The sequence below is a fragment of the Rhodanobacter sp. TND4EL1 genome (assembly GCF_054061035.1).
The window spans coordinates 1-26719 of the sequence record NZ_JBSSDT010000003.1 but is presented as its reverse complement, the minus strand read 5'-3'; the positions used below and the strand labels follow the sequence as shown (position 1 = coordinate 26719).

24 protein-coding genes and 1 pseudogene are annotated in these 26719 nt (G+C 64.9%); 9 read left to right on the top strand and 16 right to left on the bottom strand.

What is annotated here, in order from left to right:
- Nucleotides 1-144 precede the first annotated feature (144 nt).
- The gene (locus tag ACVWWQ_RS11950) at nt 145-1500 is read right to left on the bottom strand and encodes a GH1 family beta-glucosidase (RefSeq protein WP_133949182.1); all 1356 of its coding nucleotides are present in this window, start codon (nt 1498-1500) and stop codon (nt 145-147) included.
- A gap of 145 nt (nt 1501-1645) precedes the next feature.
- Here ACVWWQ_RS11950 and ACVWWQ_RS11945 point away from each other — a divergent pair, with 145 nt between their 5' ends.
- The 5 genes from ACVWWQ_RS11945 to ACVWWQ_RS11925 all read left to right on the top strand — a co-directional run bounded on the left by ACVWWQ_RS11945 (nt 1646) and on the right by ACVWWQ_RS11925 (nt 5969).
- Nucleotides 1646-2737, top strand: coding sequence for a sn-glycerol-3-phosphate ABC transporter ATP-binding protein UgpC (locus ACVWWQ_RS11945; RefSeq protein WP_133949184.1), 1092 nt, complete (start codon nt 1646-1648; stop codon nt 2735-2737).
- Nucleotides 2738-2812: 75 nt separating this feature from the next.
- On the top strand, nt 2813-3739 hold the full coding sequence (locus ACVWWQ_RS11940) for a ParA family protein (protein ID WP_133949186.1): 927 nt from the start codon (nt 2813-2815) through the stop codon (nt 3737-3739).
- 3 nt (nt 3740-3742) lie between these two features.
- Nucleotides 3743-4612 carry a ParB/RepB/Spo0J family partition protein gene (locus tag ACVWWQ_RS11935; protein ID WP_199107367.1) on the top strand — a complete coding sequence of 290 codons (870 nt, stop codon included), beginning with the start codon at nt 3743-3745 and terminating at the stop codon, nt 4610-4612.
- A 193-nt stretch (nt 4613-4805) separates the two neighbouring features.
- Nucleotides 4806-5522 carry a glycosyltransferase gene (locus ACVWWQ_RS11930; RefSeq protein ID WP_099653306.1) on the top strand — a complete coding sequence of 239 codons (717 nt, stop codon included), beginning with the start codon at nt 4806-4808 and terminating at the stop codon, nt 5520-5522.
- A 78-nt stretch (nt 5523-5600) separates the two neighbouring features.
- Entirely contained in the window at nt 5601-5969 is a 369-nt protein-coding gene (locus ACVWWQ_RS11925) for a DUF488 domain-containing protein (RefSeq protein WP_133949188.1), read from the top strand.
- Between the two features lie 11 nt (nt 5970-5980).
- Here the strand turns inward: ACVWWQ_RS11925 and ACVWWQ_RS11920 are convergent, their stop codons facing one another.
- The gene (locus tag ACVWWQ_RS11920) at nt 5981-6934 is read right to left on the bottom strand and encodes a patatin-like phospholipase family protein (RefSeq protein WP_133949190.1); all 954 of its coding nucleotides are present in this window, start codon (nt 6932-6934) and stop codon (nt 5981-5983) included.
- Between the two features lie 197 nt (nt 6935-7131).
- Here ACVWWQ_RS11920 and ACVWWQ_RS11915 point away from each other — a divergent pair, with 197 nt between their 5' ends.
- Nucleotides 7132-8904: an SLC13 family permease gene (locus ACVWWQ_RS11915; RefSeq protein ID WP_133949192.1), complete on the top strand. Its 1773-nt coding sequence runs from the start codon at nt 7132-7134 to the stop codon at nt 8902-8904.
- A 246-nt stretch (nt 8905-9150) separates the two neighbouring features.
- On the opposite strand, the gene ACVWWQ_RS11910 is transcribed toward ACVWWQ_RS11915, so the two are convergent.
- Nucleotides 9151-10125, bottom strand: a complete 975-nt coding sequence (locus tag ACVWWQ_RS11910) for a helix-turn-helix transcriptional regulator (protein WP_099653310.1) — start codon at nt 10123-10125, stop codon at nt 9151-9153.
- Nucleotides 10126-10229: 104 nt separating this feature from the next.
- Between ACVWWQ_RS11910 and ACVWWQ_RS11905 the strand changes: the two genes are divergently transcribed.
- Together ACVWWQ_RS11905 and ACVWWQ_RS11900 are read left to right on the top strand one after the other, a co-directional pair.
- Nucleotides 10230-11138 carry a hypothetical protein gene (locus tag ACVWWQ_RS11905; protein WP_199107369.1) on the top strand — a complete coding sequence of 303 codons (909 nt, stop codon included), beginning with the start codon at nt 10230-10232 and terminating at the stop codon, nt 11136-11138.
- Between the two features lie 96 nt (nt 11139-11234).
- On the top strand, nt 11235-12041 hold the full coding sequence (locus ACVWWQ_RS11900; RefSeq protein ID WP_099653311.1) for a DUF481 domain-containing protein: 807 nt from the start codon (nt 11235-11237) through the stop codon (nt 12039-12041).
- 61 nt (nt 12042-12102) lie between these two features.
- On the opposite strand, the gene hemC is transcribed toward ACVWWQ_RS11900, so the two are convergent.
- On the bottom strand, nt 12103-13017 hold the full coding sequence (gene hemC / locus ACVWWQ_RS11895) for a hydroxymethylbilane synthase (protein ID WP_099653312.1): 915 nt from the start codon (nt 13015-13017) through the stop codon (nt 12103-12105).
- 134 nt (nt 13018-13151) lie between these two features.
- On the opposite strand from hemC, the gene ACVWWQ_RS11890 reads away from it, so the two are divergent.
- Nucleotides 13152-13907 carry a Bax inhibitor-1/YccA family protein gene (locus ACVWWQ_RS11890; protein WP_099653313.1) on the top strand — a complete coding sequence of 252 codons (756 nt, stop codon included), beginning with the start codon at nt 13152-13154 and terminating at the stop codon, nt 13905-13907.
- A 63-nt stretch (nt 13908-13970) separates the two neighbouring features.
- Here ACVWWQ_RS11890 and tkt read toward each other — a convergent pair whose 3' ends face one another.
- From tkt to ACVWWQ_RS11830, 12 genes and pseudogenes are all read right to left on the bottom strand, one after another.
- The gene (tkt, locus tag ACVWWQ_RS11885; RefSeq protein WP_133949194.1) at nt 13971-16019 is read right to left on the bottom strand and encodes a transketolase; all 2049 of its coding nucleotides are present in this window, start codon (nt 16017-16019) and stop codon (nt 13971-13973) included.
- Nucleotides 16020-16135: 116 nt separating this feature from the next.
- Nucleotides 16136-17782 carry a phosphoglucomutase (alpha-D-glucose-1,6-bisphosphate-dependent) gene (gene pgm / locus ACVWWQ_RS11880; RefSeq protein ID WP_133949196.1) on the bottom strand — a complete coding sequence of 549 codons (1647 nt, stop codon included), beginning with the start codon at nt 17780-17782 and terminating at the stop codon, nt 16136-16138.
- A gap of 59 nt (nt 17783-17841) precedes the next feature.
- Complete coding sequence (gene pgi / locus ACVWWQ_RS11875; RefSeq protein WP_133949198.1) at nt 17842-19509, bottom strand: glucose-6-phosphate isomerase; 1668 nt, start codon at nt 19507-19509, stop codon at nt 17842-17844.
- Entirely contained in the window at nt 19506-20609 is a 1104-nt protein-coding gene (gene tal / locus ACVWWQ_RS11870; RefSeq protein ID WP_133949200.1) for a transaldolase, read from the bottom strand. The genes pgi and tal overlap by 4 nt, the downstream gene beginning before the upstream one ends.
- A 38-nt stretch (nt 20610-20647) precedes the next feature.
- On the bottom strand, nt 20648-21361 hold the full coding sequence (locus ACVWWQ_RS11865) for an HAD family hydrolase (RefSeq protein ID WP_133949202.1): 714 nt from the start codon (nt 21359-21361) through the stop codon (nt 20648-20650).
- Complete coding sequence (gene zwf / locus ACVWWQ_RS11860) at nt 21355-22761, bottom strand: glucose-6-phosphate dehydrogenase (protein ID WP_133949204.1); 1407 nt, start codon at nt 22759-22761, stop codon at nt 21355-21357. Before zwf ends, ACVWWQ_RS11865 begins: the two co-directional genes overlap by 7 nt.
- Nucleotides 22762-23264: 503 nt before the next feature.
- The gene (locus ACVWWQ_RS11855; protein WP_133949206.1) at nt 23265-23858 is read right to left on the bottom strand and encodes a hypothetical protein; all 594 of its coding nucleotides are present in this window, start codon (nt 23856-23858) and stop codon (nt 23265-23267) included.
- A 346-nt stretch (nt 23859-24204) separates the two neighbouring features.
- Nucleotides 24205-24699, bottom strand: coding sequence for a GNAT family N-acetyltransferase (locus ACVWWQ_RS11850; RefSeq protein ID WP_133949208.1), 495 nt, complete (start codon nt 24697-24699; stop codon nt 24205-24207).
- 67 nt (nt 24700-24766) lie between these two features.
- Nucleotides 24767-24982, bottom strand: a complete 216-nt coding sequence (locus ACVWWQ_RS11845; protein ID WP_133949210.1) for a DUF4287 domain-containing protein — start codon at nt 24980-24982, stop codon at nt 24767-24769.
- A 162-nt stretch (nt 24983-25144) separates the two neighbouring features.
- Nucleotides 25145-25549: a GFA family protein gene (locus ACVWWQ_RS11840; protein ID WP_457383417.1), complete on the bottom strand. Its 405-nt coding sequence runs from the start codon at nt 25547-25549 to the stop codon at nt 25145-25147.
- A 203-nt stretch (nt 25550-25752) separates the two neighbouring features.
- A pseudogene (locus tag ACVWWQ_RS11835) lies at nt 25753-26015 on the bottom strand (transposase); the annotation flags it as partial.
- A gap of 199 nt (nt 26016-26214) precedes the next feature.
- Nucleotides 26215-26583, bottom strand: a complete 369-nt coding sequence (locus ACVWWQ_RS11830; RefSeq protein ID WP_133949212.1) for a hypothetical protein — start codon at nt 26581-26583, stop codon at nt 26215-26217.
- Nucleotides 26584-26719 lie beyond the last annotated feature (136 nt).

Sequence of the window (26719 nt, the reverse complement as noted above, 5' to 3'; positions counted from 1 at the left end):
GGTTCCCCACGATCACGATGAATGCCACACCGTTCTCCCTGAGCGTAGTCGCGCAGCGACGAAGTCGAAGGGTGCGGCGCGAGCCTTCGACTTCACGCCTTCGGCGCTACGCTCAGCCCGAACGGTCGGGGAGCTGATCGTCGTTTATTCGTCCAGCACGGCGCCGTTGCTCTCGATCACCTGCGCATAAAGCTTCGCGGTGGCTTTCGGCGTGCGCTGCTGGGTGGCGAAGTCGACGTGGTACAGGCCGAAACGCTTGGAGAAGCCCAGCGACCACTCCAGGTTGTCCATCAGCGACCACGCGTAATAACCCTTCAGGTTCACTCCGACCTCGATCGCCTTGTGCAGCGCCTTCAAGTGCTTGCGCAGGTAACTGGTGCGCAGCGGGTCGTCGAGTTCACCGTTCTCGGCCACCGGCGGGTCGTAGAAGGCCGAGCCGTTTTCGGTGATGTACAGCGGTATGTCGCCGTAGCGCTGCTTGAACCAGGTCAGCGTGTCGGTGAGGCCCTGCTCGAACACTTCCCAGCCGGTTTCGGTATAAGTCCTGTTCGGCTGGCGCACCGACACCGCCTTCAACGGATAGGCGCCGGCGTCATGCTTCACCACGGCGCGGGTGTAGTAGTTGATGCCGACGAAATCGACCTTTTGCCGGGTCAGCTTGAAATCGTCTGCCGGGAAATCGGGCCAGGCATCGCCGAAGATCTCCTTCAGCTCGGCCGGATAGCTGCCCAGCAGCGCCGGATCGGCGAACTGCTGGTTCATGTAGGCATGCGCACGGCGGGTGGCCGCCGCGTCTTCGGCGCTGTCGGAGTGCGGGTACTTCGGCTCGAAGTTGAACACCACGCCGATCTGGTGTTTGCCATGCGCGCGATACGCCTGCACCCCGGCGCCGCTGGCGCGCATCAGGTTGTGCGCGGCAATCGGCGCTTCGTACTTGCTGCGATGGCCTGGCGCTAGCGCCCCATGCAGGTAGCCGCCGTCGGTGACCACCCAGGGTTCGTTGAGGGTGGCCCAGCGCGGCACGCGGTCGTCCAGCGCCTTGAACATCACCTCGGCGTACTCGGCAAACCAGTGCGCGATGTCGCGATTGAGCCAGCCGCCGCGGTCGTCCAGCGCCGCGGGCAGGTCCCAGTGGAACAGCGTGGCGTTCGGTGCGATGCCGTTTTCGAGCAGTTCGTCGACCAGTCGCGAGTAGAAATCCAGCCCTTTCGGATTGACCCGGCCGGTGCCCTCGGGCAGCACCCGTGCCCAGTTGATGCTGAAGCGGTAACCCTGCAGGCCCAGCGCCTTCATCAACTGCACGTCGCCCTTGTAGCGGTGGTAGTGGTCGCAGGCGACGTCACCGGTGTCGCCGTTGGCCATCATTCCCGGCGTATGGGCAAAGCGCTGCCAGATGCTGGGGCCGGCGCCATCGGCCAGCGGCGAACCCTCGATCTGGTAAGCCGAGGTGGCGGCACCCCAGTGGAAGTCGTCGGGGAAGCGGAAGCGGGCGCGCGTCATCGGGGCTCCTGCAGCCAAAATGCTTGATGTAAACGTTTACATGGGCAGAGTAGCCGAATGTTTCGCCGCTGTGCAGGGCAGTGCATGCTGTGGCCAACGCGGTAGACGATTTCGGGCCGTCACGGCCGCCCCACCGGAGATGCCCATGGCGGTCGTACGCCTGGATCAGTTGCGCAAGGTCTATCCCAACGGTCACGTCGGTGTGGCAGGCGCCAGCGTCGAGATCGCCGATGGAGAGTTGCTGGTGCTGGTGGGGCCCTCCGGCTGCGGCAAGACCACCTTGCTGAGGATGATCGCCGGCCTGGAAACCATCAGCGCGGGCACGCTCTCGATCGACGGTCGCGTGGTCAACGAACTGGCGCCCAAAGACCGGGACATCGCCATGGTGTTCCAGAACTACGCGCTTTATCCGCACATGACGGTGGCCGAAAACCTGGGTTTCGGCCTGAAGCTGCGCGGCCACCCGCAGGCGGAGATCGACCGACGGGTGGCCGCGGCGGCAACGACCCTCGAGCTGGAAAGCCGGCTGGGCTCGCGTCCGGCGGCTTTGTCGGGCGGCCAGCGCCAGCGCGTGGCGCTGGGGCGGGCGTTGGTGCGTGATCCGAAGGTGTTCCTGCTCGACGAGCCGCTGTCCAACCTGGATGCGAAGCTGCGGCTGTCGATGCGGGTGGAGATCGCGCGGCTGCATCGCCAGCTCAAGGCCACCATGGTCTACGTCACGCATGACCAGATCGAGGCGATGACCCTGGGCCAACGCATCGTGGTGCTCGATGGCGGCGTGATCCAGCAGATCGACACGCCGATGAACCTGTACGACAAGCCGGCGAATCTGTTCGTGGCCGGCTTTGTCGGCAGTCCGGCGATGAACCAGCTGCATGGCACGTTGAAGCGCGATGGCGGCTGGGCGCTGGTGACCGCGCACGGCGAGATTCCCCTGGGCGAGCCCACCCAGGCCGCCGCATGGCAGCCCTGGCGCGACCGCGCGGTGGTGCTGGGCATCCGTCCGGAAGACCTGCAGCCACAGCAAGGCGGCACGCCGGCGTTCACGGCTCAGCTGGAGGTGCTGGAGCCGGTCGGCAACGAGGTCTTCCTGAATCTGCGCTACGGCGGCGAGGCACTGGTCTCGCGGGTGTCGCCGCGCACCCTGCCCGAACCGGGCAGCCGCGTGGCACTGAGTCTGGAGGCCGACCGGGTGCACCTGTTCGACGCCGACAGCGCCAAGCGGATCGGTGCCTGAGCTCGCCCCGCCGGCAGGCACGGCCCGGCGGCAATGCTAATCTAGCCGTCCTTCGCGAAGGGTAGCTATCCATCCATGGCCCGCATCATCGCTGTCGCCAACCAGAAGGGCGGCGTCGGCAAGACCACTACTGCCGTCAATCTCGCCGCTGCGCTCGCCGCGGCGAAGCGCAAGGTATTGCTGATCGACCTCGATCCGCAGGGCAACGCCACCATGGCGTCGGGCGTGAACAAGCGCGACATCCAGGCCAGCGGTTGCGAGGTGCTGCTGGAGGAAGTGACGCTGGGCGCGGCGATCGTGCCCACCGTGGCGCATTACGACCTGCTGCCCGGCAATGGCGACCTCACCGCCGCCGAGCTGAAGCTGATGGACGCGCTGGCGCGCGAGCACCGGCTGAAGGAGCTGCTGGCGACGGTGGCTGACAAGTACCACACCATTCTGATCGACTGCCCGCCGTCGCTGAACCTGCTTACCCTCAACGCGCTGACCGCGGCCGACGGCGTGCTGATTCCGGTGCAATGCGAGTACTTCGCGCTGGAAGGGTTGTCCAGCCTGCTGGAGACGGTCAAGGCAGTGCGCCACCGGCTCAATCCGAAGCTCGAGATCGAAGGCCTGTTGCGCACCATGTACGACGTGCGCAACAACCTCGGCAACGAAGTGTCGGCCCAGCTCACCCAGCATTTCGGCGACAAGGTGCTGCGCTCGATCATTCCGCGCAATGTGCGCCTGGCGGAAGCGCCGAGCCATGGCTTGCCGATCCATCTGTACGATCGCAGTTCGCGTGGCGCGATCGCCTATATCGGCCTGGCCGGCGAAGTGATCCGCCGCGAGCGCGGTTTGTCGCGCAGCCCGGCGGCCGGAGCGGTCGAGGACCTCGAAGTGCCGGCGCCCGTACCGACGCCGGCACCCGCCCCGACACCGACACATTCACCGGCACCGGCACCGGCACACGACGGCAGTGGGCCGACGCTCAAGGCGCCGGCCGCCAATCATCAGGAATAACGCATGGCTGCTGCGAAGAAACGTGGATTGGGACGCGGGCTTGACGCCCTGCTCGGTGGCGACGGCGATACCACGCCGTCCATGCTGAAACAGGAGGGCGAATTGCGCTCGCTGCCGATCCAGCAGATCCAGCCGGGCAAGTACCAGCCACGGCGGCACTGGAACGACGAGGCGCTGGACGAGCTGGCCGCCTCGATCAAGGCGCAGGGCCTGATCCAGCCGGTGGTGGTGCGCGAGCTGGGCAAGAACAGCTACGAGCTGATCGCCGGCGAACGTCGCTGGCGGGCGGCGCAGCGCGCCCAGATGAGCGAGATCCCCGCGCTGATCAAGCAGGTCTCCGAAGAGGCCGTGCCGGCGATGGCGCTGATCGAGAACATCCAGCGCCAGGATCTCACCCCGCTGGAAGAAGCCGACGCGCTGAAGCGCCTGATCGACGATTTCGACCTCACCCATCAGCAGGCGGCGGACGCCGTCGGCCGTTCGCGCGCTTCCGTGTCGAACATGCTGCGGCTGACCGAGATGCCCGAATCGATCAAGAAGCTGCTGGACGACGGCAAGCTGGAAATGGGCCATGCCCGCTGCCTGCTCACGCTCGACGAAGCGATCGCCGTGCCGCTGGCGCGACAGGCTGTCACTTTGGGCTGGTCGGTGCGCGAGCTGGAAGAAGCGGCGCGCCGCGCGCAGACCGCACCCAAGGGCAAGGCCAAGCACGCGCCCGTACAGGATCCGAACATCGGCGCGCTCGAACGCGAGCTGGGCGAGCGCTTCGCCACCCGTGTCGAGCTGGCCCAGGGCCGCGGCGGTCGTGGCAAATTGGTGATCCACTACCACAGCAACGACGAGCTCGACGGCATCCTCGGCAAGATCCGCTGAGGGCACAAACGGAAGCGCGAAGCGGGCGCTTGGGCGTGCCGCGCCCGGGGACCTTTCTCTCTTTCCTTGCTCATCCCCAGCCGTCCTTGCGGATGGGCACGACCTGCCCTGGGGATCGTTGAAGGGCGGGTATTGCTAAACTGCGCTCCTGCTGCGCCGAGTCCAGCATCTGTTTCTGCGAAAGGCCAACCCCATGCCGCAACTCTCCGTCGTCGTCCCCGTCTTCAACGAGCGTGACAACATTCCGCCGCTGCTGGCCGAAATCGCCAGCGCCCTGCGCGGCCAGGTCGATTACGAAGTGATCTACATCGACGACGACTCCAGCGATGACAGCCGTGCCGTGCTGGCTGCGCAGAAGACGCTGCATCCGGAACTGCGCGTGTTGCATCACGTGACGCGCAGCGGCCAGAGCACGGCGGTGTGGAACGGCGTGCGCGCCGCAAAATCGCCGTGGATCGCCACGCTGGACGGCGACGGCCAGAACGACCCGGCGGATATCCCCAAGCTGCTTGCCGCGCGTGACACGGCGGCGGCGGATGTGCGCCTGCTGGCCGGCTGGCGCACCACGCGTCGCGACAGCTTCAACAAGCGGATCTCCTCGAAGATCGCCAACGCGGTGCGCTCGCGCATGCTGCGCGACGCCACCCCGGACACCGGCTGCGGATTGAAGCTGTTCGAGCGCGAGGTGTTCCTGCGCCTGCCGTACTTCGACCACATGCACCGCTACCTGCCGGCGCTGGTCAAGCGCGCCGGCTTTGCCAGCCAGAGCGTGCCGGTCGGCCATCGTCCACGTACCGCCGGCGTGTCCAAGTACGGCATGCTGGACCGGCTGTGGGTGGGCCTGGCCGACTTGCGCGGCGTGGCGTGGCTGATGCGCCGCGGCAAGGTCACCCGGGTCGAGGAACTCTGATCCGGGTCAACCCGTTCGATCTCGATGCTCGTATGCTGGGCGGTGTCCTCGGCTGATCCGGAGCATCGGGAGACCACCATGAGCATTGCCGTCAAACGCGTCTACGAACCTGCCGCGAGCGCCGACGGGTATCGCGTGTTGATTGATCGTCTATGGCCGCGCGGGCTGAAAAAGGACGCCGTGCCGCTGGACCTGTGGGCGAAGGAACTGGCGCCATCGACCGCCTTGCGTCAGTGGTTCGCGCATGATCCGTCGTTGTGGGACGGTTTTCGCCATCGCTATGCCGGCGAACTGGACCAGCTAGCCGAACACTGGCGACCGCTGGCGCAGCACGCCACGCGGCACAAGCTCACGCTGCTCTACGGTGCGCGCGACGAGGAACACAACAACGCGGTGGCGTTGAAGGCCTATCTGGAAAACTGGCTGCACTCGCACGGACCGCGCTGAGGCGTCGCTGTTCAGGGCTCGCGTTGGGGCGTGCCGGCCCGCGGCCAGCTGGCCAGCGTGGTGCGCGCCTGTTGCCGGCCCAATTCGATCAGCTCGCGCGCACGATAGAACTCATAGGCGCTGGCGATGTTGCGCGGCAATTCGATCAGCAGGTCCGGTTCGTACGCGGCCAGCCGCAGGCGCGACAGATTCGCCTGCATCAGGTCCATCGACTGGGCCAGCAGGTCCAGTGTTCCCGGCTCGCGCGGATGGTTCTCGCCATGCGGAATCATCCGCCCGATGAAGTCGCCGATGCGCTGGCGGTAGCCGGTCTGCGCGCTCTCGTCGTGGATCGGCGGCTCGGGCGGTGTGCTGCTCATCGCCGGACCATCCACGCTGACCGCGATGGTGTAGTCCGCGTTTTCGCGGATCAGCGGCGTGACCGGTACCGGGTTGAGCAGGGCACCATCGACCAGCCGGCGGCCGTTGATCAGGTGCGGGCGGAACACCGTCGGAATCGCGATCGATGCACGGATCGCGTCGAACAGGCAGCCTCGACTGAGCCACACCTCGCGCCCGCGCTCGATGTCGGTGGCCACCGCAGTGAAGGCGATCGCCAGTTCTTCGATCTGCACGTCGCCGATCAGCGCGCGCATGGTCTCGATGATTTTCTCGCCCTTGATCAATCCGCCGCCGGTGAATGTCCAGTCGACCAGCCGGAGCACATCCAGCTTGGCCAGTGCGCAGACCCACTCGCGGTAAACCTCCAGCTTGCCGCTGGCATGAATGCCGCCGATCAGCGCGCCCATCGAGGTACCGGCGATCGCCACGATGTCGTAGCCCTGGGCTTCCAGTTCCTCGATCACGCCGATGTGCGCCAGCCCCTTGGCACCCCCGGCACCCAGGGCCAGCGCCACGGTGGGTTTGCGTCGGGTGGCCGGCACGGGCGGCTGGTCGGTGGCGGCGGCAGCTTCAACGGCTTTCATGGACGGCATTCAATCACGAAACCGGGGCATTGCCGCAGTCACGCCGCGCGCGACAAGCGATCCGGGCGCTGGCTGGTTAATATGAAGGTCGTCGCGCCACCCATCGTGCGGCACCCAACCCCGGAATCACGCATGACTCTTCTCCCAGCCGCCACGACTTGCCAGCCATCCCGTGTGAGCGCGGAAGGGCTGGTTGCATGAGTTGGCAGGCGTGGGCGACGGTTGCGGTGATCATGCTGGCGATGGCGCTGTTCGCCAGCGAAAAGTTGCGTATCGACCTGGTCGCGCTGCTGGTGCTGGCCACCCTGGTGGTGCTCGGCATCATCAACCCGGTGGAGGCGCTCAGCGGCTTCAGCAATGAAGCGACGGTCACCGTGGCGGCGATGTTCGCGCTCAGCCTGGGTATCGAACGCTCCGGCGCACTGGATCCCTTGAGCCGCTGGCTGATGCGGATCAAGCGTCCGTGGGTGCTGACCCTGGCATTGATGCTGGCCATTGCCCCGCTGGGTGCTTTCGTCAAGAACATCGCCCTGGTCGCCACCTTCCTGCCGCTGGCGCTGCGCGTGTGCCAACGCACGCACACGTCGCCTGGACGCGTGCTGATGCCGATGGCGTACGCCGCGCAGATGGGCGGGGTGTGCACGCTGATCGGCACCTCGTCCAACCTGCTGGCCGACACGCTGGCGCAAAAGCACGGCATGGACGCGATCGGCGTGTTCGAGTTCACCCGCATGGGCGTGATCCTCGCGGTGGTCGGCATCGTCTACCTGATGCTGGTCGGGCGCTGGCTGCTGCCGCGCGAGATCGACACCCAGATGCCGGTGCAGGAGGATATCGGCAAGTACGTCACCGAGCTCGAAGTCACCGAGCAATCGTCCCTGCTGGGCGGCAGCATCGCCGATGCGAAGCTGGGCGAACGTTACGGCGTGTACCCCCTGGAGCTGTTGCGTGGCGAGAAGCGCATGTGGTCGCCACGCAGCCAGGAAATTGCCGTGGGCGACGTGCTGCTGGTGCGTGGCGACTGGGAGAAAATCGAGGACTTCCAGCGTCGCGCCGGACTGCGCAATGCGCCGGAGCAGCGTTACGCCAGGAGTGACGAACGCTCGCGGGTGATGGTGGAGCTGATGGTGGCGCCGGCCAGCCCGATGGAAAGCCGTCGCCTCGACGAAACCAGCCTGAAGTGGCGCTACGACGCGGTCGCGCTGGCCATTCATCGCCGCGGCCAGCTGTTGCGCGACAAGCTCAGCGACGTCAGCCTGGCGGTCGGTGACGTGCTGCTGGTGCTGGTCGACGACGAAGCCTTGTCCAACCTGCGCAACGACGAGGCCTTCATCGTGCTGAGCGAGCGCGAGGAAGCCCATCGCACCCCGCGCAAGGCGTTCTACGCCGCCGCCATCATGGCGGCCGTGGTGGTCACCTCGGGCCTGCGCTGGCTGCCGATTCCGATCGCCGCGATCTGTGGCGCGATCGCGATGGCGCTGACCGGCTGCTTCGGCCGCAAGGACGTCTACGAAGGCATCGACTGGAAGATCATCGTGCTGCTCGGTGCGATCCTGCCGCTGGGCATCGCGATCGAACACAGTGGCCTGTCCCAGTCACTGGTGCACATGGGCCTGGGCGTGGTGGGCGAGCACGGGCCGTTGGCCGCCTTGCTGATGGTCTACCTGCTGACCGCCCTGCTCACCGAGCTGATGGGACACAACCCCTCGGTGGTGTTGATGGTCGGCATTGCCGTGTCGGTGGCGCACGCGATGCATGTGGATCCGCGACCGTTCGTGGTCGCGGTGGCGTTCGCTGCCGCGACGTCGTTTGCCACCCCGGTCGGTTATCCGACCAACACCATGGTCTATTACGCCGGCGGTTACCGTTTCACCGACTTCATGAAAGTCGGCATACCGCTGATCGCGATCTTCTGCGCGCTGTCGATGTGGCTGATCCCCTTGTTCTGGCCGTTTCATCCCGCTCCATAAGGCAGCGCGCTCTTTGCCTTTGCTCCCTCTCCCCGCGGGGGAGAGGGGACACGCCGAGTGGAAGCTGCATCGAAGTGGGCTTTGAACAAGCTACGCCGTACACCGGCCCCTCACCTTCCCGCAAGGGGATTTCCCTTGGTCACAATCCTCTACCCACAGGGGAGAGGAGGCGATCGTGCCGTGCGGGTTCGCCGCTTCGTGCATTCGGGACAAGTGAGCGTCGCCGAGAAGTGGCTGCTACATCTTTTATTGGGCGTATCCGCCCAATGCCAGCTGCAGCAGGATCTTCATCTCTTCGCGCAGCGACATCGGCGCCACCACTTCCGCGTCCGGGCCGTACTTGAGCACGTCCATCAGCAGCTCCTTGGAATTGGAGTACGGCAGCTTCAGTTCGTAGCGGCCATCGGACAGCCACTCGCCCTTCTGCTGCGAATGCCAGTGTTCGTCCGCGACCCAGCGGGCGGCGTGCGAGGAAAAGCGGATCGTGGCCCAGGCTTTCGGTTTGCCGGCGAAGATGCCGTAGCTGGAGGCGAGCAGATCGTTGAGGTCGGTATCGGTGACGTCGATCGCCGCGGTGTCCAGCGTCTGCGCCTCGACGATGCGATCGACCGCGAAGCTGCGCAGTGCCTCGCGATCGTGGTCCCACACATCGAGATACCAGTTGTCGCGGTAATGCGTCAGCCGTTGCGGCGACACCGTGCGCCGGCTGTCGGCGTTGGTGGTGCGTGCGCGGTAGCGGAAGCGCAGCTGCTTGCGCTGAAGTACCGCGCCGGCCACGGTACGGAACACCTGCTGATCGAGTTTGCGCTCGCCCCAGGGAATCACCCGGATCCGTTCGATCGGCAGCGCCTTGCCGTTGTCGTGGTTGGACAGCAGGCCCTCGATGCGCGACTTGAACGGCGCCAGCGCGCCGGCCAGCACGCCCGGCCCGGAGCGTCCGATCAGTTCATTCAGCGCCAGCAGCGCGGCCAGCTCGTCGGAGGTCAGCCACAAGCCGGGCAACTCGAATTTTTCCCCTTCGCCCAACTCGTAGCGAAACGCGGCCTGGTCGTTGCCGGCGCTTTCGATCGGCGCACGCAGCGCGTCGCGCAGGAAGGCCACGTCGCGATACAGCGTGGCGCGCGAACATTCCAGCTCATCCAGCAGGCGCGGCAACGGGATCGGATAGTGCGCCGACTTCAGCAGCCGATGCAGGGTCAATATGCGTTCGTAGCGATCCATGGGATGTCGGCGTTTCGTCAATGGCGGGCCTTGTGTAGCATGGAGGCGGCCTGAGCTGCTCGCAAGTCACTGCAGGCACTGTCGAAAACTGCAACGGATGCCTCATGCCGCCCAGCCGCGAATCGCCGACATCCCCTGGTTACGCGGCCACGCTTGTCCCTGCCGATGCAGTGCGACCCGGCTATGCCGAGATCCTGTTGCGGGTGTTGGCCATCAGTGGTTACGGCTTGTGGATCTGGCTGGGCATAGGCCTGGCGCTGGGCATGAACCGGATTGGCCGAGGCCCGATGCAGATGCCGTTGATACTGGGGACGGCGCTGGTCTGCGCCGGGCTCGCCCTGGGCGGGATGCGTCTTTCGGCCACCACCGAATGGTACGGTGGCCCGCCGGCCGAACGTCGCTGGCCGAAACGTGCGGCGTGGATGGCGCTGGCGTGTTTTGTACCGGTGCTGCTGCTGATGGTGCTGGGCGACGGGCACGGGCACGTGCTGGAGATGCGACTGGCCGGGGTGGCGCTGCTGCTGTGCAGCCTGGCCAGCCTGGTGCATAGCGCCTACCGCTTCCGCCATCAGCTTTCGCCCGATCTTCGGCGCATGTCATCCACCTTGCCAGTCAGCCGTCTGGTCACTGCCTGGTATGGCGGCGGCCTGTGGGTCTGGCTGTGCATCATGGTGCAGGGCGGCCCGGAGCCCGGCCACGGGTCGTCGCCCTGGATTCTGATGTTGCTCGCACTCGCCCTGTTGCTGGGTTTGCTGGAAGGCATGCGCTGGCAATCCCTGGGCGTGGCCCAGGGCAATGACCACGACATGTACACGCAGCACCTGTCGCCCCGGCGGGTGCTTGCCGCGATTTTCGTCTATGTGTTGCCCTGCGCCGCCCTGCTGCTGACCGATCGCTACGGCGAAGGGCTGCTGGCTGCCGCGGTGGCGGTGCCCAGCTGGCTGTTCGGCAAGACGCTGGAACAGCATGTCTATGAAAGCGCCCTGGCGCGCGGGTTTCCGATGGCGAGGTGAATCGCTGCCCGAGACACCGGCGGAGCGTTCATTGGCTGTTCAAACCGGCGCGTTAAGGTAGCGGCCTTACCATCTTTTAACAAATGGACCGTTCCGATGAAAAAGACCCTGATCGCAGGCCTGCTGTTGGCCGCCTTCGCGAGTTTCGCCGCCCAAGCCCAGGACACCACCCAGGCGACCAACAACGGCGGCTGGACCGGTTCGGGTGAATTCGGTTTTGCCTCGTCCACCGGCAATTCGCGCTCGGAGAACATCAACGCCAAGCTCGGCCTCAGCCAGGAAAACGAGCAGTGGAAGAACAACTTCTTCCTTGATGGCCTGCGTTCGAAGAGCCAGCAGACCGTGGTCGACACCAACGGCAACACGCTCAAGCAGTTCAACACCACCGCCAACCGTTATGACGGCGGCGCCTCGGTCGGCCTGAAGCTGGATCCGCGCAGCTACATCGTGGGCGCGGCGCGCTACGAGCACGACGACTTCGGCTCCAACCTGTGGCAGGGCATCGTCTCGCTGGGCTACGGCTATATTGCGCTGAAGGATGGCCGCAACGAGCTGTCGTTCGAAATCGGTCCTGGTTACAAGCGCTACCGTCCGGCCGATGTCGATGTGGTGGTAAACGGCATGGTGGTGCATCAGCAGCAGCCGACCCAGAGCGAAATGGTCGGCCGTGGATTGATCAACTACAAGTTCAAGATCACCGACAACACGTCGTTCGAAGACACCTTCCTGATGGAAGCGGGCTCCAAGAACACCTACCTGCAGAATGATGCGGGCCTCGCCGTCAGCATGACCAAGAAGCTGGCGTTGAAGGTGGGCTTCCAGGTGCGTCACAACAGCGACGTGCTGCCTGCCACCAAGAAGACCGACACGCTGACCACCACGAATCTGGTTTACAGCTTCTGATGGGAGAACGGGGAACGGCGGCCTTGCAGCGTCACGCCGTTCCCCGTTCCCAGTTCCCGCTCTAGCCGAGAAGTGCCCCGGCACCCTGCGCCAGCAGCGATTCGGCCACTTTCCGACCCAGCGCTTCGGCCTGCCCGCTGGAGCTGCTGGCCTCGGCATGCAGCAGCTGGCCGCTGGCCGCATCGCCCACCAGCCCGCGCAAATGCAGCCCATGTTCGCCGAGCATGCACCACGCGCCCACCGGCACCGTGCAACTGCCACCCAGGGCGTGGTTCATCGCCCGCTCGGCGGTGATGGTGAGGCGGGTGTCGGCATCGTCGAGTGCGGTCAGCAACGCCAGAACGCCGGCTTGATCGCCGCGCGCCTCGATCGCAATCGCCGCCTGACCCGGCGCCGGCAACCAGTCCGGCGCGGCCAGCCGCGAGCGGATGCGTGCGGCAAGGCCCAGTCGTTCCAGCCCGGCACAGGCCAGCACGATGGCGTCGTAATGGCCGGCATCGAGCTTGCCCAGCCGCGTGCCGACATTGCCGCGCAAGTCCAGCAGCTGCAAATCCGGCCGCAGCGCACGCAGTTGCGCCTGTCGCCGCAGCGATGACGTGCCCACCCGCGCACCTTGCGGCAGCGCGGCCAGATTGTCGTGGTCATTGCTGACAAACGCATCCGCCGCATCGGCGCGCGGCAGGATCGCGGGCAACACGAAGCCCGGTTCCAGTTCCGCCGGTACATCCTTCAGCGAATGCACGGCCAGGTCTGCGCGGCCTTCCAGCATCGCCACTTCCAGCTCCTTCAGGAACAAGCCCTTGCCACCGATAGTGGCCAGCGGCTGGTCGAGGATCTCGTCACCGCGCGTGCTCATCGGCACCAGCTCGACGATCAGGCCTGGGTGCGTCGCGCGCAACAGCGCAGCAACGTGTTCGGCCTGCCACAGCGCGAGCGCGCTCTTGCGGGTGGCGATACGCAGGGTGGAAGGATTCATCGGGGCTCCGCAGCGTTCAACGAACGACCATTGTCGCGTAGTTTCCCCGTTCCGGCGCAACGGCGAATTGGCGCAGGTAGCTGCAAAACCGCCACCGGCCCGGCTACGATGGGACAAATTCACGGGAGCAGACCATGCAAAGCGGCAATCCGGCGCTCAACAAGAACACCTTCCTCGACGCGGCCAGCGGCGCGGTATTCACCCGCAGCGAGAATGCGATGACGATCAACGGCACGGTCAACAAGACCGGCTTGCTGTTGCTGCTGGTACTGGTGGGCGCCTTCGTCAGCTGGAGCCGCTTCAGCGGTCCGGACAGCCTGCCGACGATGATGCCGCTGGTGCTTGGCGGCTGCATCGGTGGTCTGGTGCTGGGCCTGGTCACGGTCTTCAAGAAGACGTGGGCGCCGTATACCGCGCCGCTCTACGCCGTGGCCGAAGGCCTGTTCATCGGCGCGTTGTCGGCGATCTTCGAAATGCGCTATCCCGGCATCGTGATCCAGGCAGTCGGGCTGACCTTCGGCACCATGGCGGCGATGTTGCTGGCCTATCGCAGCGGCCTGATCCGCGCCACCGAGAAGTTCAAGCTCGGCGTCGCCGCCGCTACCGGCGGCATCCTGCTGCTGTACCTGGCCAACTTCGCGATGGGCTTCTTCGGCCATTCGATGGGTTTCATCAACGGCAGCAGCATGCTGGGCATCGGCTTCAGCGCGGTGGTGGTGGTGATCGCCGCGATGAACCTGATCCTCGATTTCGACCTGATCGAAACCGGCGCCCAGTCCGGCGCGCCGAAGTACATGGAGTGGTACGGCGCGTTCGCGCTGGTGGTCACCCTGGTCTGGCTGTACCTGGAACTGCTGCGCCTGCTGTCGAAGCTGCAGTCGCGCAACTGATCACCTGAAACAACAAGGCCGGCGGGTCGATGCGATCCGCCGGCCTTTTCGTGTCCGCCGGCCTTACTTGGCCAGCACGGCGCGTGCGCGCTTCACCACGTTGTCGACGCTGAAGCCGAATTCCTGCAGCAGCTTGTCGGCCGGGGCGGAAGCGCCGAAATGGTTGATGCCGAGCACGTCGCCGTGGGCGCCGACGTAGCGGTCCCAGCCCTGGGTGACGCCCATCTCCACCGCGAGTCGGGCACCCACGCTGGGCGGCAGCACGACATCGCGGTAGCTTTGCGGCTGCTGGTCGAACAGTTCCCAGCTCGGCATCGACACGCAGCGCACCGCCACGCCGTCCGCGCGAAGCTTGTCGGCCGCGGCCAGAATCAGGCCGACTTCCGAGCCGCTGGCCATCAGGATCAAGGTCGGTTTGCCGTCGTCGGCGTCGCGCAAGACATAGGCGCCCTGGCGCAGTCCCTCGGCGCTGGCGTGTTGCGTGCGGTCCAGCGTCGGCACGTTCTGGCGGGTCAGCGCCAGCGCCAGCGGATGCTTCTTCGACTCCACCGCCACCTTCCACGCCACCGCGGTCTCGTTCGCGTCGGCGGGGCGGATCACGGTGAGGTTGGGGATAGCGCGCAGGCTGGCCAGTTGCTCGATCGGCTGATGGGTCGGGCCGTCCTCGCCCAGCGCCACGCTGTCGTGGGTGAACACGTGGACTACGTGCAGCCCCATCAGCGCGGCCAGCCGGATCGACGGGCGCATGTAATCGGAGAAAATCAGGAAAGTGGCGTCAAACGGAATGAAGCCGCCGTGCGCGGCGAGCCCGTTGCTGATCGCCGCCATCGCGTGTTCGCGCACGCCGTAATGGAAGTTGCGCCCGGCGCGGCTCCAGCCGCCGCCGTCGGAGCCTTCGGTGTCTTCGCCCGGCGTGGCCGGAGGATTGAAGTCACCGAGACCCTTCAGCGCGGTGAACGTGGACGGATCGAGGTCGGCCGAACCGCCGCACAGCGCGGGCAGCTTCGCCGCGAACGCATTCATCACCTTGCCACCGGCGACCCGGGTGGACAGCCCCTTCGCATCGGCGGGAAACATCGGGATGTCCGCATCCCAGCCAGCGGGCAGCTCGCCGCTCAGGCGGGCCTGCAATTCCTTCGCCAGTTCGGGGAACGCGGCCGCGTAAGCCTTGAGCCGATCATTCCAGGCCGACTGCGCTTTCGCGCCGCGGTCCTGCGCCTCGCGCATGTGCGCCAGCGCCGGCTCCGGCACCAGGAAGTCCGGTTCCACCGGCCAGCCAAGATTCTGCTTGGTCTTCTTCACGTTCTCGACGCCCAGCGGCGAGCCGTGCGATTCGTGGCTGTCCTGTTCGGGCGAGCCGAAGCCGATATGCGTGCGCACCAGGATCAGTGACGGCCGGCTGGTGTCCTCGCGCGCCGCGCGCAGCGCGGCGTGGATCGCGTCGACATCGTTGCCGTCGTCGATGTGGATGGTCTGCCAGCCGTAGGCGTCGAAGCGGGCGCCGCGGTCTTCCGAAAACGTCATGTCGGTGCCGGCGGACAGCGTCACGTAGTTGTCGTCGTACAGGCAGATCAGCTTGCCCAGCTTGAGATGACCGGCCAGCGACGCCGCCTCGCTGGCGATGCCTTCCATCAGGTCGCCGTCGCTGACGATGGCAAAGGTGTGGTGGTCGATGATCGCGTGGCCATCGCGGTTGTAGGTCGCCGCGAGCTGCGCCTCGCCCAGCGCCATGCCCACCGCGTTGGCCATGCCCTGGCCGAGCGGGCCGGTGGTGACTTCCACGCCGGGCGTGTGGCCGTATTCGGGATGACCGGGTGTCTTGCTGCCCCACTGGCGGAACTGCTTGATGTCATCCAGCGACACGTCGTAGCCGGTGGCGAACAGCAGGCTGTACAGCAATGCCGAGCCGTGTCCGGCGGACAGCACGAAGCGGTCACGGTCGGCCCACTGCGGGTCGGCCGGGTGGAATTTCATGTGTTTGGTCCACAACACATAGGCCATCGCCGCCGCGCCCAGCGGCAGGCCGGGATGACCGCTGTTCGCCTTCTGCACCATGTCGACCGAAAGAAAGCGAAGCGTGTTGATGCATTGCAGGTCGAGGTCGTTGGACATGGTGTTCTCCAGTGGGTGGGTGGCGCATATCGCGCGATGACCGCGTAGGGCGGGCAATGTCCGCCGCTCTCGCCAACCTGCTGCGAAATCCGGCGGGCCGTGCCCGCCCTGCGCGATCAGGCGAGTGCGGCGTCGACGATCTTCTGTGCCTCGTCGAGCAGGCTCTTCAGATGTGCTTCGCTCTTGAAGCTTTCCGCGTAGATCTTGTAGATCGCTTCGGTGCCGGACGGTCGTGCGGCAAACCAGCCGCTGGCGGCGATCGCCTTGATGCCGCCGATGGCGGCGCCGTTGCCCGGCGCCTTGTCCAGCACCTGCTCGATCTTCTCGCCGGCGAGCCGATCGCTCTTCAGCTGGTCGGGCGACAGCTTCGACAACTTCGCCTTCTGCGCAGGCGTGGCAGCCGCTTCGAGGCGGTTGGCGTACGGCTTGCCGAGTTCACCGGTGAGCTGGTCGAACAGCTCGCCGGGATCCTTGCCGGCGCGTGCGGCAATCTCGGCGGACAACAACGCCGGCACCAGGCCGTCCTTGTCCGTCGTCCATACCGAGCCGTCGTGGCGCAGCAGCGAGGCACCGGCGCTTTCCTCGCAGCCGAAACCGAGCGAGCCGTCGAACAGCCCTTCGGAAAACCACTTGAAGCCGACCGGCACTTCGTACAACTTGCGCCCCAGCCGCTTCACCACGCGATCGATCAGCGCGGTGGTGACCACGGTTTTGCCGACGGCGGCCTGGGCGCTCCACTGCGGGCGGTTGCGATACAGGTAGTCGATCAGTACCGACAGGTAGTGGTTCGGCTCCATCAGTCCGCTGGAACGGCTGACCACGCCGTGGCGGTCGTGGTCGGTGTCGCAGGCGAATGCCACGTCGTACTGGTTCTTCAATCCGATCAATCGCTGCATCGCGTACTTCGACGACGGATCCATGCGGATCTTGCCGTCCCAGTCCACGCTCATGAAGGCGAACTGCGGATCCACCACGTCGCTGACCACGGTCAGGTCGAGCTTGTAGCGCTCGGCGATCGGCGCCCAGTAGTGCACGCCCGCGCCACCCAGCGGATCGACGCCCATGTGCACGCCGGCGCTGCGAATGATGTCGAAGTCGATGATGCTGGCGAGGTCGGCGACGTAGATGTTGAGGTAGTCGTGTTCGTGCGTCCTCGCGGCCTTGCGCGCCTGCGCGAACGGCACGCGCTTGACGTCCTTCAGGCCGCCTTCGATCAGCGCGTTGGCGCGGTTCTCCACCCACTTGGTGATGTCGGTGTCGGCCGGGCCGCCGTTGGTCGGGTTGTATTTGAAGCCGCCGTTGTCCGGAGGGTTGTGCGACGGCGTGATCACGATGCCGTCGGCCAGTCCGCTCGTGCGGCCCTTGTTGTAGCAGAGGATCGCGTGCGAGATCGCCGGCGTGGGCGTGAACTCGCCGCCGCTGGCGATCATCACCTCGACGCCGTGGGCGGCCAACACTTCCAGCGCGCTTTCAAACGCCGGTTGCGACAGCGCGTGCGTGTCGAAGCCCATGTACAGCGGGCCATCGATGCCTTTCGATTTCCGGTACTCGCAGATCGCCTGGCTGATCGCCAGGATGTGCCATTCGTTGAAGCTGCCATCGAGCGAACTGCCGCGATGGCCCGAGGTGCCGAACGCCACGCGCTGCGCCGGCACCGACGGATCAGGCCGGGTGTCGGCATACGCCGCCAGCAGTTTCGGGATGTCGACCAGGATCGAGGTCGGGGCCGGTTTGCCGGCGAGCGGGCTGATCTGTTGACTCATGGGTTCTCGAAAATCCTTCGTTGGATGTCCAGATGCATGGTGGCTCCTACAAGGCAACGTCAACCCACGCTGTCGCGCAGTTGGCGATAGCGACGAATCAGCGTATTGGTCGAGCTGTCATGCGCCAGTGACGGCGCTTCCTTCGCGGTCAGCTCGGCAATGGTGGCTTTCGCCAGCTGCTTGCCCAGTTCCACGCCCCATTGGTCGAACGAATCGATGCCCCAGATCACGCCCTGCACGAACACGCTGTGTTCGTACAGCGCAATCAGGGTGCCCAGAACGTGCGGGGTCAGCCTGGCGGCGAGAATGGTCGTGCTGGGGCGATTGCCCTCGAACGTGCGGTGCGGCACCAGCGCCTCGGCCGTGCCTTCGGCGCGCACCTCGTCGGCTGTCTTGCCGAACGCCAGTGCTTCGCCTTGGGCGATCAGGTTGGCGATCAGCAGATCGTGCTGGTCGCCGCCGCCCTGCGCGGGAAGCGGGTTCAACGTCTGGCCGAAACCGATGAAGTCGCACGGCACGATGCGTGTGCCCTGATGGATCAACTGATAGAACGAATGCTGTCCGTTGGTGCCCGGCTCGCCCCAGTAGATCGGGCCGGTGGCGTAATCGACCTGGGCGCCATCCAGCGTCACGTGCTTGCCGTTGCTCTCCATCGTCAACTGCTGCAGGTAGGCGGGAAAGCGCTTGAGGTATTGCTCGTACGGCAGCACGGCGACGGTGGCCGCGCCCAGGAAGTTGCTGTTCCACACGCCGAGCAGGCCCATGATCGCCGGCAGGTTCTGTTCCAGCGGCGTATGCCGGAAGTGCTCGTCCATCGCGTGGAAGCCGGCCAGCATCTCGCCGAAGTGTTCCGGCCCGATCGCCAGCATGGTCGACAGCCCGATCGCCGAATCCATCGAATAGCGCCCGCCGACCCAGTCCCAGAAACCGAACATGTTGGCGGTGTCGATGCCGAACTTTTCCACGCCTTCGGCATTGGTGGAGACGGCCACGAAATGCTTCGCCACGGCTCCATTCTTTTCGGCGTCAGCGTCGCCCAGCGCCGCCACGCTCCACGCGCGCGCCGCGTGCGCGTTGGTCAGGGTTTCCAGCGTGGTAAAGGTTTTCGAGCAGACGATGAACAGCGTCTCGGCCGCATCCAGGTCGCGCACCGCCTCGGCAAAGTCGGTGCCGTCCACGTTGGAAACAAAGCGGAAGGTCATCTCGCGCCGGCTGTAATCGCGCAGCGCCTCGTACGCCATCACCGGGCCCAGGTCCGAGCCACCGATGCCGATGCTGATCACGTTGCGGATCGGCTTGCCGCTGTGGCCCTTCCATGCGCCACTGCGGACCTTGTCCGAGAACGCCGCCATGCGGTCGAGCACCTCGTGCACGTCCGGCACCACATCGTGACCGTCGACCAGAATCTTCTCGCTGCGCGGTGCACGCAGCGCCACGTGCAGCACGGCGCGATCCTCGGTGCTGTTGATCTTGCGGCCGCTGAACATCGCCTCGATCCGCTGCGGCAACTGGCGTGCTCCGGCCAGCTCGCTCAGCAGGCGCAGCGTGTCGGCATCCACGCGCTGCTTGGAATAGTCCAGATACAGCCCGACCGCCTCGGCCGTCAGTGCCTCGCCGCGCTCCGGGTCGGCAGCAAACAGATCACGCAGATGCCGCTCGCCGATCGCCGCGAAATGGTGCTGCAAGGCCTGCCACTGTGGCAGGCGGGTCAGACTGCCCTGGCTCATTTCAGTACGGCCCCGTTGGACTTCTCGGCCAGCTGGCGCGCCTTGCCGGCAATGCCGTCCAGCAGGTGGTGCCAGGATTTCACGAACGACGCGGCGCCTTCCTGCTGCAGCGTCAGCGCCAGCTGGTCAATGTCCACGCCGGCCTTTCTGATCTGCGCCAGGGTGGTGTCCGCATCGGCGCCGTCCACGTCCATCGCCCCATGCAGCTGGCCATGGTCGGCGAAGGCATGCAGGGTTTTTTCCGGCATCGTGTTGATCGTGTCGGGCGCGGCGAACGCGCTGATGTAGAGCGTGTCGGAAGCGGTCGGATCCTTGGTGCCGGTGCTGGCCCACAGCAGGCGCTGCGGCATCGCGCCGGCATCGGCCAGCTTCTGCCAGCGCGGCGAGGCCAGCATCTGCCGGTAGGCGCGGTAGGTCTGCTGGCCCACCGCAATGCCCAGCTTGTTGTGCAGCTCGTCCGGCAATTGCTTGTTGCTGGCTACGTCCCAGCGGCTGATGAACAGCGAGGCGACCGAGCCGACTTTCGGATCCAGCCCGGCTTCCAGCCGCCGCTCGATGCCGCGCATGTAGGCGTCGGCCACCGCCTGGTATTGCGCGCAGGAGAACAGCAAGGTCACGTTGATCGGAATGCCGAGGAAGATCGCCTCCTCGATCGCCGGCACGCCTTCCGGGGTGCCGGGAATCTTCACGAACAGGTTGTCGCGGCGGGCATGTTGATGGATTTGTTTCGCCGCGGCGATCGATCCGGCGGTATCGGCGGCCAGCAACGGCGAGACTTCCATCGACACCCAGCCATCCACCTGGTTGGTCGAGGCGAACACCGGCTTGAACAGGTCGGCCGCGCGACGCAGATCTTCCAGGGCCAGCTCGGTGAACAGCTGTTCGCCCTCCAGCCCGGCCAGTGACTTGGCGTGGATGCCCGCATCGTAGGCATCGCCGCCACTGATCGCGGCGTCGAAAATGCTGGGGTTGGAGGTCAGGCCGGTGATCGAGTCCTCGGCGATGTAGCGCGCCAGCGTGCCGTCGTCCAGCAGGGTGCGGGTGATGTTGTCCAGCCACAGGCTCTGGCCGAGGTCGTGCAATTCGCGGGTCGCTTTCATGGTTGCTCCATGTCTTGTTGTTGCGTTGTTCGGGGGAATCATTCCGCCGTCAGGCGGATCGTGGGGGCCGTGGGCAGGAAGTCTTCAAGCTTACGCCCGCGCAGATCACCGATGCACGCGATCGTCATGTCCGGTGCGGGGCCGGATGTCTCGCCGGCCGCTGCCGCGTAGTGGCCCTGGCGCACGAAGACAGTGGTCAGCCTGGCGCCCAGCTGCTGTTTCATGTCGGCCAGAATCTGCGGCTTGTCATCGACCATCACGTAATGCGCGGCCGGATAGCGCTGCTGCATCGCCACCAGCATCTGCTGCTTGTGCACGTACACCAGCACCTCGCCATGCAACGCCGCCCACAACCCGGCACGCTGGATCTTGCGCGGCTGGAACACCACGTCGCCATCGGACAGGATCACCGCAGTGCCCAGCGTGCGCAGGTGCGCCACGGTGTCCAGCGCGTGCGGGTACAGCCGCTCGTCGAACGGATACTCCAGCAGGTAGTTCGACATCTGCAGCAGCGCCGGGTGGTTGTCCAGCCCGCGGCGAAAGCGCTGCAACGCGCCCAGGTAGTCGGCAAAGCCGCTCTGCTCGCGCAGTTCCTCGTAAAGCGCCCAGTAGCGCTGGCGCTCGGTGGCGCCGAATCGTGCCTCCAGCGTTTCGGCCAGGTCGGCGCCGAAGCGGTCGTTGTCGAGCAGGGTGTTGTCCACGTCCAGCAGGAACACCAGCGCGGCGGATTCAGTGGTGCGGTCGCTCAGCATGGCGAACTTTGCTCCGGCTTTGTGTCGTGCCAGCCCTCGTCGTCGCTGACGATGGCGGCCGCCGCATCCGGGCCCCAACTGCCCGGCTCATACATGCTCACGGGGCGTTCGTGGGCCAGCACCTTGTCCACCACGGCCCATGCTGCCTCGACGCATTCGTCGCTGGTAAACAAGGCGTTGTCACCGCGAATTGCATCACCCAGCAGCCGCTCGTACGGCGACATCTCCGGCCCGGAGTCATGCCGCGCCACCAGCTCCACCTCTTCGCCGCGCATTTCCTCGCCGGGCTTCTTCACCCGCATGCCTTCGGCAATCACCACCTCCGGGCTCAGCCGGAAGCGGAAGTAGTTCGACTGCGGTGCCGCAATGGGATCAAACACCGACAGCGGCGGTGCCTTCATGTCCACCACCACCTGGGTGGTGGTGATCGGCAGCTTCTTGCCGGCGCGGATGTAGAACGGCACGCCAGCCCAGCGCCAGGTATCGATATGCAGGCGCAGCGCCACGAAGGTCTCCACATTCGAGTCCGCCGCCACCCCGTCCACCTCGCGGTAGCCCTTGAACTGGCCACGCACCACCTCGTCCGGGTCCAGCGGGCGCATCGCGCGAAACAACCGCAGTTTCTCCGCACGCAGGGCCTCCGGGTCGTTGCCGATCGGCGCATCCATCGCCAGCAACGAGGTCACCTGCAACAGGTGGTTCTGCAGCACGTCGCGGATCGCGCCCACGCCCTCGTAGAACCCGCCGCGCCCGTCCACGCCGAACTCCTCGGCCATGGTGATCTGCACGCGATCCACGTAGCGGTTGTTCCACACCGGTTCCAGCACCGTGTTCGCAAAGCGGAAATACAACAGGTTCTGCACCGGCTCCTTGCCCAGGTAATGGTCGATGCGGAAGATCGCGGATTCGGGAAACACCTGGTGCAAGGTCTGGTTCAGCGCGCGCGCCGACGCCAGATCACGACCGAACGGCTTTTCCACCACGATCCGCGCGTCCTCGGCGCAGCCTGCCTGCTGCAGGCCCCTGGCCACCACGTGGAACAGGGATGGCGGAATCGCCAGATAGTGCAGCGGCCGCTTCGCCGCCCCCAGCGTCTTCTTCAGCTGGGTGAACGTTTCCGGGTCGTTGTAGTCGCCATCGACGTATTGCAGTTGCGCGGACAGCTTGGCGAACGCGGCCTCGTCCACTTCTCCGCCCTGCTCCTTCGCCGCCGCCGCCAGACTGTCATGCGCCCGCTGGCGCAGCTTTGCCACATCCCAGCCCGAGTGCGCCACGCCGATGATCGGCAGGTCCAGCCCGTCGCGCAGCATCATCGTCTGCAGGGCCGGGAAAATCTTCTTGAAGGCGAGGTCGCCGGTGGCGCCGAAAAAGACCAAAGCGTCCGAACGAGGGGTCGGCATGATGGGGTGTTACTCCATGGGCTGAAAGACGAAGGGGGAGATGCCGGGCCAGTTTGCGGCAGACAGCCGGTGCCTGCCGACAGGCGACAAGCGACCCGGTAAGCCTGCATGGCGGCAAGTTAAGTCGATGCATAAATGGAGGCCTTGTCGGGTGCACATGGCATCGCAGGAACTTGCTGGCTGCTGACTTTTGCGGGCGCGGACGCCGCGATGCGTCCCGCTCGTTCGCGCCCGGCAGGGACGGCAACGTGGGCGGCGTGAAGCGCGCCGGCAAAAAACTCAACCCCTGAGTGTCGTCTTCAACACTGGTCTGCAACCACAACGAACGGCGCTCAGGCGCATGGCTAAGCGCCCATGCCGTGGCCCTGCGTCCGGGCCCGAACCCACCGCCGCGTGGCACGCGGCGGACAGGTCAATCGGCAAATGGCCATGGCGGCAACGCTGCCGCCATTCGCCTCACACACAGGTGCCTTGATCCTTCCCTGCCACGGCGCGACAGCGCCTCAATGGTTGGCAATGCCGCCATCGTCCTGCAGTGCCTTGACGAAATTCAGCGTCACATCCTCGACCACCTTCTCGAACGCCAGCGGCGTGGTGGTGCCTGCACCGGTAACCGGCGCCGGCACCTGGCCCAGCGTCGTATAGATGGTGTGGTGATAACTCTTGCGTTGTTCGTTGCCGCTGGCGTCGTGGTAGACAAAGGTGAAATCGTAGGCGTCCGGCACATTGGAGCCATGGGTACCCAGCGTCAGCCCGGCACGAAAGCCCTTCTCGTGCGCCGCTTCAATATCCGCCACATTGTTTGCCACTACCTCGATCACGGCGCCACCGCTGGCGTCCGGCGACGCCTTGAATGCCCCGGTGGCATAGAGCGTGCGCTCCACCATCTGCCGAAGTCCGGCGTCCACGGAAGCGTACGGCTGACCGTTACGTTCAAACCGGGCTTCCACTCGAACCGGAACCGGCTGGGCGAGGTGCTGAATCTGGTCGTAGTTCGCCACGTGATACTGGGGGTCGACGTAGGTCTTCGTGGTGACGCATGCGCTGAGCATGCCACCGGCCACCAGCGTGACTGCAAGTTTCGCAAAGATATTCATGTGAGTTCCCCTGTTCATTCCGGTCTTTCGCCAAGCCACCAACAAGCGGTCGTGGGCGGATTCGGAGAGTATCCACCAAAAAGTCGACCTCGTCGGCCAAACACTTCGCGTTTTGAAGTCGGTTGGCCAACATAACCCAAGGCCGGCTACGGCAGCACGGAGCGCGACGCCCCCTCGAAAAAGTCCGGATACGCTTCGGCGCGCATGCGGGCAAGAGTTGTCATGCGGGTGACCCGTGGCGCCCGGCGCCTGAATGGAACCGACTAAAGCAGCGGAGGCGGCCACATGACAAGCCATGTTGGCCATGTGGTCGATGCAGCCAGGCGAGTTCGGCATGCATGAGTGGTCAGGTGTCTTGCGAACTCAAGAATTTGAACATGACATAGGCATCCACGTACCCCAACTGTCTGTGGTGAAAGGCCTTTGGCAGGATGCCGGCAATCGAGAAGCCCAGCTTCCTGTACAGCTCCACGGCCGGCGCATTGGTACTCACCACGTAGTTGAACTGCATGGCCATGTAACCCGAATCCCGTGCCTGTGCGAGGCTGTGCCGCACCAGCGCACGTCCGATTCCCTGCCCCTGGAAATCAGGGCTCACCAGGTAGGTGGCACTCGCCACATGTGCTCCGTGCCCGGGGTAGTTGGCCCCAAACTTGTACATGCCCACGACACCCGAATCGATGAAGGCAATGTAAGGCGCGTGCGGACCAAACCAGTGCGACTGGAATGTGGCGAGGTCGAAATCATCCGAGAACGGCAAGCCATCACCTGCGGCAATCACGGATTGGCAGATGCGCCACATGGCCTCGAGATCAGAGTCTTTGGCGGGTCGGATTTGCATGATGATTGGCAGACACCTCGCATCTGAACTTGGCCGACCTGCGACGCAAGTTCGGCTCGAATGGCTCTCAGGTCCCGCGCTGAGCCTTGTGATAAGCCACAAGTGCGTTGGCGTGACCATGGCCCATCTTGTGGATGTCCTTGAGGAAGCTCACCTGTTCCATGTGCTTCTTGTCCTTCAGCAAACCAAGGATCTTGAGCCAGTGCTCAATCGGCTTCCCGTAGGCTTTTTCAATGGACGGAAAGTAAGAGGCCGGTCCCTTGATTTTGATGTCATCAGCCATGAGCGTCCCTCGTTGTGGAATCGGATCAAACAGGTCGCCACCGTGGCCGGCGCGACCTGGGTCTACCCGGTAGACGAACGAAGAGCTATCGGATCGACATGGCGGAAGCACCTGAATCAGGGGAATCAGGCAGTGGCGAAAACGTCCACGCAATGCTGCCTGCTAGAACTCCTTGCCGTTGACCGGCACACGCGTGATCTCAGCCAGGTCAATGCCGTCCACGCAACGCACGTTGATGGCGGCCAATTTGGTACCGTCCGGCTTGCTGCCAAGGCCGAATGCCTGACACCCGCACACTGAGCAGAACTGATGCTGGATCATGTGCTTGTTGAAAGTGTAGGTCGTCAGCTTGTCCTCGCCGGACGTGAGGGTGAACGAGTCCCGTGGAACGAACCAAAACAGAAAGCCTTTGCGACTGCAATGCGAGCAATTGCACTCGATGACCTGATCAATGTCGCCCTGAGCCGTGAATTTCACGGCTCCGCAATGACAACTTCCAGTTTGCATGATGGCCTCCTGAAACAGCTGACGCTGGAGCGGAGTACGCGCGGCGTTTCGCGCGTTCACCCGGATGAGTAAAAGGAGACTTTCTCTCGATTTGGTTCTCGATGGCCACGGTGGTGCTGCAACAACCGTCGGCAGAAGAGGAAATCTCCATCAGCACTATAACCATCGACAGGACCTGCGGCCTGAGCCGTTTGGCCTGGGGTGGCACAGTCGCCGTGGAGCACCGTGGTGTCGGTGGAGGCGTGCAGCGGCGTGCACCATGGTGCCATCCCCCGGCGTTGAGATGGCCTCACCATTTTTTTGCCATGGCCTCCTTCAGCAGCTCGGCGCTGAGCTGCGCGTCGGCATACATTTTCTTCAGGCGTCGGTTCTCGTCCTGCAGCTCCTTGAGCTGGGACATCCGCGACGCATCCATGCCCCCGAACTTGCTGCGCCACTTGTAGAACGTCGCCGAGCTGATGCCGTGCTCGCGGCACAGTTGCGGCACAGGTGTGCCGGCCTCGGCTTGCTTGAGTACGGCCAGGATCTGGCTGTCGGTAAATCGGGACTTTTTTCATGGAACCTCCTCGGGAAAGACTACGAGAAAATTCCACTTCAAGCGTCAGCTAAGCCGGGGGGGGATTGCCGAGTGACGACACTTTCCTGTCGACGCTTTGGCCGTCTATCCGTTTGCGAAAAGAGGTTTTCCTACAGCCTCAACGCTGGAGTTAAGCGGCGCGCGGCTTTTAGCGCGTCCGCTTGGACGAGTGGTTAGGCCAATAGTGCTCAATAACAGCCTTGGCCTCAACCAACGAAGCAGCAGTCTCAGCACGATATGCCTTGATCGCGTCGATTAGGCGATGCTCCTCTATGAAGCGGCTGACTTGGGAAGACGGAGCCGGCATTGCATCCACGCTGCGGTAGGTTATAGCCCTTTGGACAGCGGCGCGAGCGAAAACGACCGCACCGAGCGCCCCAAAGACCCACTTTACGATACCCCAAGTGCCATGGACTGAGCCGTCCAAGATGTTGGCAATAAGTGCCACAGCAACTGCCACGGACAACAAACCACAAATCACGCGTTGCCAAATTGGCGCACTCATTTTCGTCATCATGTCGGCCTCCTTGGCCTAACGCTTGAGTTGAGCGGCGGCGTAGCCGGAGAGTTCCTACGCAAAAGTGGACACCGGCTGGTTAGCCGCATTGTGCCTCGAACTCGACAGGAGAACGATAGCCCAAAGCGGAGTGCAA

Bases quoted from the DNA above. Each gene is read 5' to 3' on its own strand.
- ACVWWQ_RS11950 (WP_133949182.1), bottom strand. From the start codon at position 1,500: ATGACGCGCGCCCGCTTCCGCTTCCCCGACGACTTCCACTGGGGTGCC.
- ACVWWQ_RS11945 (WP_133949184.1), top strand. From the start codon at position 1,646: ATGGCGGTCGTACGCCTGGATCAGTTGCGCAAGGTCTATCCCAACGGT.
- ACVWWQ_RS11940 (WP_133949186.1), top strand. From the start codon at position 2,813: ATGGCCCGCATCATCGCTGTCGCCAACCAGAAGGGCGGCGTCGGCAAG.
- ACVWWQ_RS11935 (WP_199107367.1), top strand. From the start codon at position 3,743: ATGGCTGCTGCGAAGAAACGTGGATTGGGACGCGGGCTTGACGCCCTG.
- ACVWWQ_RS11930 (WP_099653306.1), top strand. From the start codon at position 4,806: ATGCCGCAACTCTCCGTCGTCGTCCCCGTCTTCAACGAGCGTGACAAC.
- ACVWWQ_RS11925 (WP_133949188.1), top strand. From the start codon at position 5,601: ATGAGCATTGCCGTCAAACGCGTCTACGAACCTGCCGCGAGCGCCGAC.
- ACVWWQ_RS11920 (WP_133949190.1), bottom strand. From the start codon at position 6,934: ATGAAAGCCGTTGAAGCTGCCGCCGCCACCGACCAGCCGCCCGTGCCG.
- ACVWWQ_RS11915 (WP_133949192.1), top strand. From the start codon at position 7,132: ATGAGTTGGCAGGCGTGGGCGACGGTTGCGGTGATCATGCTGGCGATG.
- ACVWWQ_RS11910 (WP_099653310.1), bottom strand. From the start codon at position 10,125: ATGGATCGCTACGAACGCATATTGACCCTGCATCGGCTGCTGAAGTCG.
- ACVWWQ_RS11905 (WP_199107369.1), top strand. From the start codon at position 10,230: ATGCCGCCCAGCCGCGAATCGCCGACATCCCCTGGTTACGCGGCCACG.
- ACVWWQ_RS11900 (WP_099653311.1), top strand. From the start codon at position 11,235: ATGAAAAAGACCCTGATCGCAGGCCTGCTGTTGGCCGCCTTCGCGAGT.
- hemC (WP_099653312.1), bottom strand. From the start codon at position 13,017: ATGAATCCTTCCACCCTGCGTATCGCCACCCGCAAGAGCGCGCTCGCG.
- ACVWWQ_RS11890 (WP_099653313.1), top strand. From the start codon at position 13,152: ATGCAAAGCGGCAATCCGGCGCTCAACAAGAACACCTTCCTCGACGCG.
- tkt (WP_133949194.1), bottom strand. From the start codon at position 16,019: ATGTCCAACGACCTCGACCTGCAATGCATCAACACGCTTCGCTTTCTT.
- pgm (WP_133949196.1), bottom strand. From the start codon at position 17,782: ATGAGTCAACAGATCAGCCCGCTCGCCGGCAAACCGGCCCCGACCTCG.
- pgi (WP_133949198.1), bottom strand. From the start codon at position 19,509: ATGAGCCAGGGCAGTCTGACCCGCCTGCCACAGTGGCAGGCCTTGCAG.
- tal (WP_133949200.1), bottom strand. From the start codon at position 20,609: ATGAAAGCGACCCGCGAATTGCACGACCTCGGCCAGAGCCTGTGGCTG.
- ACVWWQ_RS11865 (WP_133949202.1), bottom strand. From the start codon at position 21,361: ATGCTGAGCGACCGCACCACTGAATCCGCCGCGCTGGTGTTCCTGCTG.
- zwf (WP_133949204.1), bottom strand. From the start codon at position 22,761: ATGCCGACCCCTCGTTCGGACGCTTTGGTCTTTTTCGGCGCCACCGGC.
- ACVWWQ_RS11855 (WP_133949206.1), bottom strand. From the start codon at position 23,858: ATGAATATCTTTGCGAAACTTGCAGTCACGCTGGTGGCCGGTGGCATG.
- ACVWWQ_RS11850 (WP_133949208.1), bottom strand. From the start codon at position 24,699: ATGCAAATCCGACCCGCCAAAGACTCTGATCTCGAGGCCATGTGGCGC.
- ACVWWQ_RS11845 (WP_133949210.1), bottom strand. From the start codon at position 24,982: ATGGCTGATGACATCAAAATCAAGGGACCGGCCTCTTACTTTCCGTCC.
- ACVWWQ_RS11830 (WP_133949212.1), bottom strand. From the start codon at position 26,583: ATGATGACGAAAATGAGTGCGCCAATTTGGCAACGCGTGATTTGTGGT.